The sequence below is a fragment of the Streptomyces chilikensis genome (assembly GCF_001642695.1).
Classification (GTDB): Bacteria; Actinomycetota; Actinomycetes; order Streptomycetales; family Streptomycetaceae; genus Streptomyces; species Streptomyces chilikensis.
Map to the genome: position 1 here is coordinate 2,251,505 of NZ_LWCC02000005.1, position 10,867 is coordinate 2,262,371.

The window sequence follows — 10,867 nt, forward strand, 5'->3', positions numbered from 1 at the left end:
CGCGGCCGGCGCGTGGCCGGGCCGCCCCGCCGGCCGCGCGCCGGCCGTCCGGCGGCCCCCTCGGCCATCCCTCCGGCCGGCCGTCCGGCCACCGCAGGTCACTCGTCCGGGGAGCGGACTTGCGCTGCACCCCAGGTGATCAGTTAGAGTTCAGGCACGCCGAGGGGCGAGGCCGGAAGGCCGAAACCCCGAACCGTGCGGGTGTAGTTCAGTAGTAGAACACCCCCCTTCCAGGGGGGAGGCGCAGTGTGCGATTCCTGTCACCCGCTCTCACCGGTCCACCGGTACGGAGCACCCCTCCGCATCCGGTAGGCTGGACCACGCACCGATCGGTGAAAGCCGGTCGGAGGCAATGCGGACGTAGCTCAGTTGGTAGAGCGCAACCTTGCCAAGGTTGAGGTCGCGAGTTCGAGCCTCGTCGTCCGCTCCAGTTTCGAAGGCCCCGGTCGGTAGACCGGGGCCTTCGGCGTTTCCGAGGTCCTTCCGGATCAGTGACTGACATTTGTCATACGAGCCGATGACACGCGCCACTGTCTCCCGCCTCCGCCCGACGGAATGCTGAGGGCATGGACATCAGCAAGGGCGAGCAGGTGATAGAGGTCACCGACCTCCGCCGCGTCTACAAGGGCGGGTACGAGGCGGTGCGCGGCATCTCCTTCTCGGTGGGCCGGGGCGAGATCTTCGCGCTCCTCGGCACCAACGGGGCGGGCAAGACCTCGACCGTGGAGCTGCTGGAGGGCATGGACCGCCCGGCCGGCGGCCGCGTCCGGGTGCTGGGGCACGACCCGTACGGCGAACGCGCCGCCGTCCGCCCCCGCACCGGGGTGATGCTCCAGGAAGGCGGCTTCCCCTCCGGGCTGACCGTCGCCGAGACGGCCCGGATGTGGGCGGGCTGCACCAGCGGCGCACGGCCGGAGGCCGAGGTGCTCGAACTGGTCGGGCTGCGCCGCCGCGCCGACGTGAAGGTCAAGCAGCTCTCCGGCGGTGAGCGGCGGCGCCTCGACCTGGCGCTGGCCCTGCTGGGCGACCCCGAGGTGCTGTTCCTGGACGAGCCCACCACCGGTCTGGACGCCGAGGGCCGCCGGGAGACCTGGGAGCTGGTCCGGGCGCTGCGCGACCAGGGCACCACCGTGCTGCTGACCACCCATTACCTGGAGGAGGCCGAGGACCTCGCCGACCGGCTGGCCATCCTCCACGAGGGCCGGATCGCCGCCTCCGGGACGCCCGCCGAGGTGACCGCGGCCCGGCCGTCCCGGATCTCCTTCGAGCTGCCCGCCGGCCACCTGCCGGCCGATCTGCCGCCGCTCGCCCCGATGGGCGTCGTCGGCCACGGGACCGAGGGCTCCCTGCTGCGGCTGCACACCTGCGAACTCCAGCGGACCGCCACCGAGCTGCTGGCCTGGGCCGCCGCCGAGGGCCTCGAACTGCGCCGGCTCGACGTGCGGTCCGCCTCCCTGGAGGAGGCGTTCCTCGACATCGCCCGCGAGGCCGGCGGACGGCAGGAGACGCCGGGCACCGGTCAGGCCATCGACCAGGGCACCGCCCGGAAGACGGAGAAGGCATCATGAGCACCCCCACGATCGCCACCGGCGCCGCGCGGAGCGGCGCGACCACCCCCCTCGGCCGTCTGCGGGCGCTGAGCCGGGCCGAGTTCACGCTGCTGATGCGCAACCGCAGCGCGGTGATCACCGCGCTGTTCGTGCCGCTGCTGCTGCCGTTCAGCCTCTACCAGGGCATGCGGGAGATGGATCTGGCGGCCCACGGGCTCAGCCTCGGCGTGCTGATGCTGACCGCCGGCATCGGGTTCTCGCTGCTCTTCGCGGTCTACGCCACGCTGGTCGCCACCTACGTCTCGCGCCGCGAGGAACTGGTGCTCAAGCGGCTGCGGACCGGGGAGGCGTCCGACGCCGAGGTGCTCGGCGGCACGGCGATGCCCGTGCTCGCCGTCAGCCTGGCGCAGACGCTGCTGATGGCCGTGGCCTGCGCGGCGCTGCTGGACATCGGCGCGCCGAAGGCGCCGCACCTGCTGGTGCTGGGCGTGGTGCTGGGCGCGGTGCTGTGCGCGGCACTGGGCGCCGCCACGGCGAGGCTCACCAGGACCGTGGAGAGCAGCCAGGTCTCCTCGCTGCCGTTCCTCTTCGTGACCATGCTCGGCTCCGGGATGGCCGTGCCGACCGAGGTGATGCCCGACCGGATGGCCGCCGTCTGCGAGCTGCTGCCGCTCTCCCCGGCGATCCGCCTGGTCCGCGACGGCTGGCTCGGGACCATGTCCGCCGGCGAGGCGCTGACCGCCGTGGCCACCGCCCTGGTCTGGGTCGTGCTCGGGGTGTTTGCTGTACGACGGTGGTTCCGATGGGAGCCGCGCCGCTGAGGCGCGGGGACCGGACGGGGACCGACAGGGAGGGGGAGCGCCGTGCGGCAGTGGTGGGGGAAGAAGAGCACCCCGGCGAAGGTGGAGACGTACACCCGGTGGTCGTTCCACGGCTTCGCCCTGACCGAGGCGGTGTGCGCCGTGCCGCTGGCGGCGCCCCTGGGACTGCCGGACGCGGTGCCCGTGGTCCTGATCGTCCTCGGTCACGCGGCCCTGTGCGCCGTGACCGCCTCCCGCGCCCTGGACTGGACCCGCGGCACCCGTGACCATCCGCGCAACCTGGTGTACGCCCTCGCCGTCATGACCGCGGCGGTGGCCGTGACGGCGGTGCTGCTGGCGGGGCGGGCGGACGAGGAGCACGTCCGGCAGGCGGCCGGCTCGGTCTTCGCGATGGTGCTGGCCTTCGGCGGCGGCATCATGGTCCTGGGCATCCGCGACCGGGCCCGGGTCCCCGCGGCCGTGGCCGGATTCGGCGTCGGGACCGGAGCGGTGACCCTGGCGGACGGCACGCCCGTCGCCGTGGCGCTCGTGATCTCCCTCCTCGTCCTGCTCATCACCGGCTTCATGGCCTTCACCTCCGTCTTCACGGTCTGGCTGCTCAGCGCCGTCTACGAGCTGGACGAGGCACGGGAGAACCGGGCTCGCCTGGCGGTCGCCGAGGAACGGCTGCGGTTCGGGCGGGACCTGCACGACGTGCTGGGGCGCAACCTCGCGGTGATCGCGCTCAAGGCCGAGCTGTCCGTGGAACTGGCGCGGCGCGGACGGCCGGAGGCGGTGGACCAGATGACCGAGGTGGAACGCATCGCGCAGGAGTCGCAGCGCGAGGTGCGCGCGGTGGTGCGCGGCTACCGCCGGGCCGACCTCGGCGTCGAGATCGCCGGCGCGCGGGGCGTGCTGGAGGCCGCCGGGATCGTCTGCGAGGTGTCCGTGGCCCCCCTGGAGCTGCCCGGCGAGACGCAGTCGGCGCTGGCCTGGGTGGTGCGGGAGGCGACGACCAACGTGCTGCGGCACGGGAACGCCCGGCGGTGCGTGGTGACCGCCGGCAGGAAGGACGGACGGGTGGTGCTGACCGTGGAGAACGACGGGGCGCGGACCGCCGGCGGAACCGGCGGATCCGGACTGGCGGGGCTGCGCGAGCGGCTGGCGGCGGTCGGCGGGACGCTCACCGCGGGCCGGGACGGCGACACGTTCCGGCTGGTCGCGGAGGTTCCGTCGAGGGCCGCCGGCCAGGAGCGGCGGGACGTGCTGGAGGCCGCCCCGTGACCGCCGCCCCGGTGCGGCTGCTGCTGGCCGACGACGAGCACCTGATCCGCGGCGCGCTGGCCGCGCTGCTCGCCATGGAGGACGACCTGGCGGTGGTCGCCGAGGCCGCCACCGGGCCCGAGGCGCTGGCCATGGCGCGGGCCCACCGGCCCGACGTGGCCGTCCTGGACCTGCAGATGCCGGGGGCCGACGGTGTGAAGGTGGCCACAGCGCTGCGGGCCGAACTGCCGGAGTGCAGGGTGATGGTGGTGACCAGCCACGGGCAGCCCGGCCACCTCAAGCGGGCGCTGGCGGCGGGGGTGCGCGGGTTCGTGCCGAAGACGGTGAGCGCCCGGAGGCTGGCCGAGATCATCCGCACCGTGCACGCGGGGAACCGTTACGTCGACCCGGAGTTGGCGGCCGACGCGATCTCCGCCGGGGACTCGCCGCTGACCGCGAGGGAGGCCGAGGTGCTGGAGCTGGCCTCGGACGGGGCGCCGGTCGCGGAGATCGCGGAGCGGGCCGGGCTGTCCCCGGGGACGGTCCGGAACTACCTGTCCTCGGCCGTCTCCAAGCTGGGCGCGGAGAACCGTCACACGGCGGCGCGTACCGCTCGTGAGCGAGGTTGGGTATAGTTGCTCTCGCGCCACGGCGCAAGGCGGACGTAGCTCAGTTGGTAGAGCGCAACCTTGCCAAGGTTGAGGTCGCGAGTTCGAGCCTCGTCGTCCGCTCCGCGGAAGAGCCCCCGGTCATCGACCGGGGGCTTCTTCGTGCCCCCGCCTCAGCTCCAATGGAGGCCGGTCAGGCGCTCGTAGGCCTCGACGTACTTGGCGCGGGTCGCCTCGACGATCTCCTGCGGGAGGGCCGGCGGCGGCTGCTCGCTCCTGCGGTCCCAGCCGGAGGCGTCCGAGGTCAGCCAGTCGCGGACGAACTGCTTGTCGTACGACGGCTGGGCGCGGCCCGGCTCCCACGCGTCGGCCGGCCAGAAGCGGGAGGAGTCCGGGGTGAGGACCTCGTCGGCGATGACCAGGCGGTCGCCGTCGAAGCCGAACTCGAACTTGGTGTCGGCCAGGACGATGCCGCGGTCGCGGGCGACGTCCCGGGCGCGGCCGTAGACAGCCAGGGTGGTCTGGCGCAGCCGGGCGGCGACGTCGGCGCCGACCTTGCGGGCGACCTCCTCGTAGGAGACGTTCTCGTCGTGCTCGCCCACCTCGGCCTTGGTGGCCGGCGTGAAGATCGGGGCGGGCAGCTCCGAGCCGTCGACCAGGCCCTCGGGGAGCGCGAGGCCGCAGACCGTGCGGGACTCCCGGTACTCGAGCAGGCCGGAACCGGTCAGGTAGCCGCGGGCCACGCACTCCACCGGGACCATCTCGAGGTTCTTGCAGACCAGGGTGCGGCCGGCCCAGTCCTCGGGGGCGCCCTCGGGCAGCTCGGTGCCCAGGACGTGGTGGGGCACCAGGTCGGCGAGCTGGTCGAACCACCACAGGGAGAGCTGGGTGAGCACCCGGCCCTTGTCGGGGATCTCGGTGGGCAGCACCCAGTCGTAGGCGGACAGGCGGTCGCTGGCGACCATCACGAGGTCGCCCGCCTCGTTGCGGTACAGATCGCGCACCTTGCCGGTGTGCAGATGCACCAGGCCCGGCACCTCGACCGGCTCGGGCTTTTCGACGAATCCGGACACGGTTCCTCCCCGTGGTTTGGTCCAATGCCCCGATTCTCCCGTACCGGGGGGTCCGGGGCGGCCCGGGGGTCCGCGAGGGCGGCGCGCGGGGAGGAACCGGCCGGTTCTGTTCGCAGGCGCCGCTCAGTCCCGTTTGCAGATGCGGTCCAGCAGGTTGGCGGTCGCCTTCCGGATCCGCGGGTCGACGTGCCCGGGCCGGTCCAGGGCGGGGGACCACGCGAACGTTCCGGAGGCGAAGACCAGCGCCCCCGACGGCGCCCGGTACAGGGACGTCTCCTGGTGGCGCCGGACGCCCGCGGAGTCCTGGTACGGCGAGTGGGCGAGCAGCACCCGCTCGTCGTGGCCGGGCAGCGGGGCGCGCGGGAAGTAACGGTCGGCCTCGCCGGCCACCAGGCCGGGGATCTCCTCGCCCTCCGCGGCGCCGGAGCCGTCCCACAGCCAGTGGCCGGCGTTGCGGACGATCATCGGTCCGGGTTCGGGCACCGGGCCCCCGTACTGGATGCCGAGCAACTCCTGTTCGGCGCGGTCGGCCTCCCGCCAGAGCACCGGGCGGCCCGGCCCCCGGCGCTTGCGGCAGGTCAGCAGCCGGTCCGGTTCGCCGGACGCGGAGGGACCGAGCTCCACCTGCCGGTACAGGGTGTGGGCGGAGAGGAAGACCAGGGAGGTGCCCTGGTCGCGGGCGAGCTCCACGGTCCGGCGCATCGGCCGCGACCAGTACTCGTCGCGGCCGGGGAAGACCAGGCCCCGGTAGCGGCCCGGGTCGACGCGGCCGGCGTGCAGGTCGCGGGCGTCGGCGTAGGCGAGGTCGTAGCCGTACCGTTCGGCCCAGCGGACGAAGTCGTAGGCGTGGCCGACGTGCCGGGGCAGTCCGGATCCCGCGTAGGGGCGGTCGAAGGAGACCGTGGTCGCGGCACCGGCCTCGCCCAGCAGCCCGCCGTCGGCGTCCCGGGCGTGGTGGAGGCCGGCGCCGGTCCGGCCGTCCTCCGGGTACAGGTTGTAGGCCTGCCAGGTGATGTCCGGCAGCAGGAGCAGCAGGTCGGCCGGGCGGTTGTCGCGGACCGTGAAGGGGACGTGCGAGCGGTGGCCGTCGGCGGTGGTGAGCACGGCGACGTACGCGCCGAGCCGCCAGTCGGCCGGGACGGTCAGCCGCCAGGAGAGCCACCAGTGGTGGCAGGAGACGGTGCGGTCGGCGACCAGCGGCGGCGGCTGGACCAGTCCGGCCAGCCGGGGACTGCTGGTCACCTTGGCGGCGCCGCGGCCGTCGTGGTGCCCGATCCGGTAGATGTCGATGCCGAACCCCTGCGGCGGCTCGACGGTGATCCGGAAGTCGATCGGCTCGCCGGGCGCGACGGCGCCGGGCGACGCGAAGCCCTTGATCTGCCGGTGGACGTCGTCCGCGGGACGCGGACCGCCGGGGCGCGGGCCCGGCCCGTCCACGTACCAGGGCACCACCCGGCCGCTGTCGTCGAGGTGCGTCTCGTCGCCGCGCGGCCACGGCAGGGGCCCCGGGCCGAACGGATCCGACACGCCGTGCGCGAGCGCCCCCGGCTCCCGGCGGCGGATCCGCTCAGGCCCCATGTACCGCTCCCCTCCCTGGACTTCCCTTGCGACCGCCTCGTGCCGCCGGCGCCGTTCCCCGGTGTGCGCGTCTCCCCGCGGGCGGCGCCGGCGCCGGGGACCTCACCCCAGCCGTACCGGTTTCTCCGCGCGTACGCCCAGGTCGCGCAGCCAGGCGCGCAGGGGGGCGGGGTCCCCCTCCTCGACCAGGCTCAGCACCCGGGGACCGAGATCGGCGACGCGCTCGCCGCGCACCAGGAGGGCGGGGCCGTCCAGCCAGTCCAGCCCCGGGGCCGCGCCGGCCGTGTCGACGGCGGCGCAGCAGACCATGGCGGTGACGTGGTCGGCGAGCAGGTCCCGGCCGGAGCGCGGCGGCGGGGGCGGGAGCAGCGGAAGCCGTCCGTCGTCCCACCAGGTCGACCCCGCGCCGGGTCCGCCGGCCGCGGCGGACGCGGCGGCCGCCGGGCCGCGGTCCCCCTCACGGGCGGCGTGCGCCTCCTCGCGGGCCAGCTCGGCGGTGATGCCGGCGGCCAGCGCGGCGGCGCGTTCGTTGTCGCGCAGCGGGTCGGGACCGTCCGCCTCCTGCGGGTCCGCCGCCTCCGCCTCCGGGCCCGGAGACGGCACCGCCGCGGGGGCGGGCACCTCGGCGTGGCCGGCGGCTTCGCCGGGGGGTGACGGGGCGTCGGGGGGTGACGGGACGCCGGGGGCCGGGGCCGGGTCGCCGCCGGCGGGACCGGCGGGATCTGCGGGTGCCGGATGGTCACCGGCGGCCGAGCCGGCCGGGCCGCTGCCGCCCGCGGCGGCGGTGGGCGTCCGGCCGCCGGCGGCGGTGTCCGTGGACGACGGGCCGGTGGCCGTGCCGTCCGCGGGTGCGGGGCCGGGGGTCTCGGTGAGGAGGGCCAGGTGGTCCAGGACCCGGGAGAGACTGCGGTCCCCCGCGTCCTGGTGGGCGCCGAGGCCGTCCAGGACCCGGTGGAGGCGGTCCGCGTCCGTGCGCCAGGCACGGTCCACCACTTCCTCCGGGTACTCCTGCCACTCCACCGGGGCCCACTGCCCGGCGGGGCCGGCGGACGCGCCGTGGAAGAGGCGGGCCGCGAGCAGCGAGGTCGCCTCGTCGACCGCGCCCGGCTCCTCGAGCAGGTCGCAGGCCGGGCGCTCGCCGAGCCGGGAGGCGAAGCCCTCGGCCAGCCGGTCGCGGCGGGAGAGCTCGGTGAGCGCGGCGACCACGCCGACGTCCAGCCGGGACGGCCAGCGGCGCATCCGCCACGCGGGCAGCGCCACCCGGGTCAGCAGCCGGTCCCAGCCCGCGTAGGCGAGCCCGACCTGCTCCTGGGCGACCACCCGCAGCCCGTGGTCCACGGCCTGTGCGCGCTCGGCGGCCGCCGCGGCCACCCCGCGCTCCATCTCCGCGGCGTGCGGCGCGCAACCGCGCAGCATCAGCCGCACCACGCGGGCCACCGCGCCGAGCGCCAGCCGGCCCGCCCCGCGCCGCTGCGGGTCCGCGGCCACGGCCATCGCCGCGTCAAGGCCGCGCACGAACCGCCGGGCGGCGGCTATGTCCGGGTGCGCGGAGGGGCCGGTGCCGGCCACCACCGGGGCGAGCACGGCGCGCAGCTCGCCCACCCGCATCCACCACAGGAACGGTGAGCCGATCACCAGCACCGGGGCCGTGCGGTCACGCCGGTGCGGATCGGCCAGGCGGCGCAGGGCGGAGGTCCGCCGGCCGGCACCCGCCCCGTGGGCCGGATGCGAGCGGTCCTCCAGCCAGCTGTCGCAGTCCGGGGTCAGCTCTATGGCGGACGGCGCGGGGACGCCCAGCCGGTCGGCGAGGTCCCGGACCAGCCGGTAGAGGTCGGGCGCCGAACGCTCGGGGATCGGCACCGTCGGGCTGGTGGCCGGGCGGGAGCGCGCGACGACCAGCGAGACCGCCGCCGCGGCGCACAGCACCAGCCCCGCCACGACGCCGGTCACCAGGCGCGCGAGGTCCCAGGACGGCCCGGTCAGCCGCCCGGTGGCGCCCCCCGCCACCAGCACCACCAGGACCGCGGCGGGCAGCAGGGCGGCGCCCAGCGCCCAGCCCCGGACGCGCAGAACGGCGAGCGCCCGCGCCCGCGCGCCCGGCGCCCCGGCCTCCGTGCCCGTACCGCTCACGACCGGACCTCACCCCCTCACGTGTCCGTCGCCGTCAGTCGTCCGTCCGCGCTGTCCATGCCCCCCACTGTGGCACCGGGCCAGGACATCGCAATGTCTGTGGGCCAAGTGCCGGAACGCTCGCGGGGCACACTAGTTGGGCTCCGGACCCCAGTCAGCCATACCGCCCATCGCTCACTCGATGGAATGGCTCTGGGGAAAGGTGGATGACACAGCGCAAAGATCAGGCCCCCATGGCCGCCTTCAGGGCGATGTCGGTGCGGTGGTGCGAGCCGTCGAGGTGGATCCGGGCCGCCGCCGTGTAGGCGCGGTCCCGGGCCTCGGTGAGGTCGGAGCCGGTCGCGGTGACCGACAGGACCCGGCCGCCCGCGCTGACCACGGCGTCGCCCTCCCGGCGGGTGCCGGCGTGGAGCACGTAGGCGTGCGGGGCGTCCTTCTCGGCGACCTCGTCCAGACCGGTGACCGGGTCACCGGTACGGGGGGTGCCGGGGTAGTTGTGCGAGGCGACGACCACGGTGACCGCGGCCTCGTCGCTCCAGCGCAGCGGCTCCAGGTCGCCCAGGTTCTCCGTGGCGGCTGCCATCAGGACGCCGGCCAGCGGGGTCCGCAGCCGGGCCAGGACCACCTGGGTCTCCGGGTCGCCGAAGCGGGCGTTGAACTCGATCACCCGCACGCCGCGCGAGGTGATCGCCAGGCCCGCGTAGAGGAGGCCGGAGAACGGGGTGCCGCGACGGCGCATCTCGTCCACGGTGGGCTGCAGCACCGACGCCATGACCTCGTCGACCAGTGCCGGGTCGGCCCAGGGCAGCGGCGAGTAGGCGCCCATGCCGCCGGTGTTGGGGCCCTGGTCGTCGTTGAGCGCGCGCTTGAAGTCCTGCGCGGGCTGGAGCGGGACCACGGTGGTGCCGTCGGTGATGGCGAAGAGGGAGACCTCGGGGCCGTCCAGGTACTCCTCGATCACCACGCGCTCGCAGCCGGCCGCGTGCGCCTTGGCGGCCTCCAGGTCGTCGGTGACGACGACGCCCTTGCCGGCGGCGAGGCCGTCGTCCTTGACCACGTACGGGGCGCCGAACGCGTCCAGCGCCTCGGCGACCTCCTCGGCGGTGGAGCACACGTAGGAGCGGGCGGTGGGCACGCCGGCGGCGGCCATCACGTCCTTGGCGAACGCCTTGGAGCCCTCCAGCTGCGCGGCCTCGCCGGACGGGCCGAACACCGCGATGCCGGCCGCGCGCACGGCGTCGGCGACGCCGGCCACCAGCGGGGCCTCCGGGCCGACGACCACCAGGTCGGCGTCCAGTTCCTTGGCGAGCGTGGTGACGGCGGCGCCGTCGGTGGCGTCGACCGCGCGCAGCTCCGCCACCTCGGCGATTCCTGCGTTGCCGGGGGCGCAGTGCAGCGCGGTGACGGCGGGATCGAGGGACAGGGAGCGGCACAGGGCGTGTTCGCGGGCACCGCTGCCGATGACGAGGACCTTCACGTGCTCAGCCTAACGGTCGGGCGGGCCGCTCCTTGTAGGCCCCGCCCGGTGCGGGCGGGGTCCGGCCTCGGAGCTTCCTCCAATGCGACGCCGCCGTCAGTCGTGGACGACCTCTTCGACGACCGTCGCACCGAGTTCCCGCACGATCAGCTCATGGCCGGAGAGGGCCGACTCGTCCAGGTCGGGGTCGTCGGGGGCCGGCATGTCGTCCTCCGGCGCCACGACTCTCCGCGGCGCGGGGGCGGGCTCGGGCGCCTGCTGCCGCGGGGGCGCGGACGGGCGGTCCTGCGGGGACGGTGCCGAGGACCGCTGCGGGGGCGCCGCGGCGGGCGCCTGCGGGGACGGTGCCGGGGGCTGGTGGGCGGTGGCTCCGCCCGCGCCGGCGCCG

Annotated in this window: 8 protein-coding genes, 3 tRNA genes and 1 pseudogene; 7 read left to right on the plus strand and 5 right to left on the minus strand. The window is 75.5% G+C overall.

Annotated features, from left to right (window positions below; all coding sequences use genetic code 11):
- Window positions 1-197: 197 nt before the first annotated feature.
- From A2U95_RS10120 to A2U95_RS10150, 7 genes are all read left to right on the plus strand, one after another.
- A tRNA-Gly gene (locus A2U95_RS10120) sits at window positions 198-269 on the plus strand.
- 85 nt (window positions 270-354) lie between these two features.
- A tRNA-Gly gene (locus A2U95_RS10125) sits at window positions 355-430 on the plus strand.
- A gap of 136 nt (window positions 431-566) precedes the next feature.
- A complete protein-coding gene (locus A2U95_RS10130) occupies window positions 567-1,568 on the plus strand; it encodes an ABC transporter ATP-binding protein (RefSeq protein ID WP_166021823.1) in 1,002 nt (333 codons plus the stop codon).
- Window positions 1,565-2,371: an ABC transporter permease gene (locus A2U95_RS10135; protein ID WP_166021824.1), complete on the plus strand. Its 807-nt coding sequence runs from the start codon at window positions 1,565-1,567 to the stop codon at window positions 2,369-2,371. The genes A2U95_RS10130 and A2U95_RS10135 overlap by 4 nt, the downstream gene beginning before the upstream one ends.
- A gap of 42 nt (window positions 2,372-2,413) precedes the next feature.
- A complete protein-coding gene (locus tag A2U95_RS10140) occupies window positions 2,414-3,634 on the plus strand; it encodes a sensor histidine kinase (RefSeq protein ID WP_166021825.1) in 1,221 nt (406 codons plus the stop codon).
- The gene (locus A2U95_RS10145; RefSeq protein ID WP_166021826.1) at window positions 3,631-4,248 is read left to right on the plus strand and encodes a response regulator transcription factor; all 618 of its coding nucleotides are present in this window, start codon (window positions 3,631-3,633) and stop codon (window positions 4,246-4,248) included. Before A2U95_RS10140 ends, A2U95_RS10145 begins: the two co-directional genes overlap by 4 nt.
- A 23-nt stretch (window positions 4,249-4,271) precedes the next feature.
- Window positions 4,272-4,344: transfer RNA gene (locus A2U95_RS10150), tRNA-Gly, on the plus strand.
- A gap of 50 nt (window positions 4,345-4,394) precedes the next feature.
- Here the strand turns inward: A2U95_RS10150 and A2U95_RS10155 are convergent.
- The 5 genes and pseudogenes from A2U95_RS10155 to A2U95_RS10175 form a co-directional block, all read right to left on the minus strand.
- Window positions 4,395-5,294 (minus strand): phosphoribosylaminoimidazolesuccinocarboxamide synthase, encoded by a 900-nt coding sequence (locus A2U95_RS10155; RefSeq protein WP_166021827.1) that lies wholly within the window; start codon window positions 5,292-5,294, stop codon window positions 4,395-4,397.
- 123 nt (window positions 5,295-5,417) lie between these two features.
- On the minus strand, window positions 5,418-6,872 hold the full coding sequence (locus tag A2U95_RS10160; RefSeq protein WP_166021828.1) for a N,N-dimethylformamidase beta subunit family domain-containing protein: 1,455 nt from the start codon (window positions 6,870-6,872) through the stop codon (window positions 5,418-5,420).
- Window positions 6,873-6,974: 102 nt separating this feature from the next.
- Window positions 6,975-9,002: a M48 family metalloprotease gene (locus A2U95_RS10165; RefSeq protein WP_166021829.1), complete on the minus strand. Its 2,028-nt coding sequence runs from the start codon at window positions 9,000-9,002 to the stop codon at window positions 6,975-6,977.
- 223 nt (window positions 9,003-9,225) lie between these two features.
- Window positions 9,226-10,479 (minus strand): phosphoribosylamine--glycine ligase, encoded by a 1,254-nt coding sequence (gene purD, locus A2U95_RS10170; protein ID WP_166021830.1) that lies wholly within the window; start codon window positions 10,477-10,479, stop codon window positions 9,226-9,228.
- 96 nt (window positions 10,480-10,575) lie between these two features.
- Window positions 10,576-10,867, minus strand: a pseudogene (locus A2U95_RS10175) (DNA polymerase III subunit gamma and tau); the annotation flags it as partial.

What these genes read in the sequence shown, in the direction of transcription:
- A2U95_RS10130 (WP_166021823.1), top strand. Translation starts at nt 567, where the DNA reads ATGGACATCAGCAAGGGCGAGCAGGTGATAGAGGTCACCGACCTCCGC.
- A2U95_RS10135 (WP_166021824.1), top strand. Translation starts at nt 1,565, where the DNA reads ATGAGCACCCCCACGATCGCCACCGGCGCCGCGCGGAGCGGCGCGACC.
- A2U95_RS10160 (WP_166021828.1), bottom strand. Translation starts at nt 6,872, where the DNA reads ATGGGGCCTGAGCGGATCCGCCGCCGGGAGCCGGGGGCGCTCGCGCAC.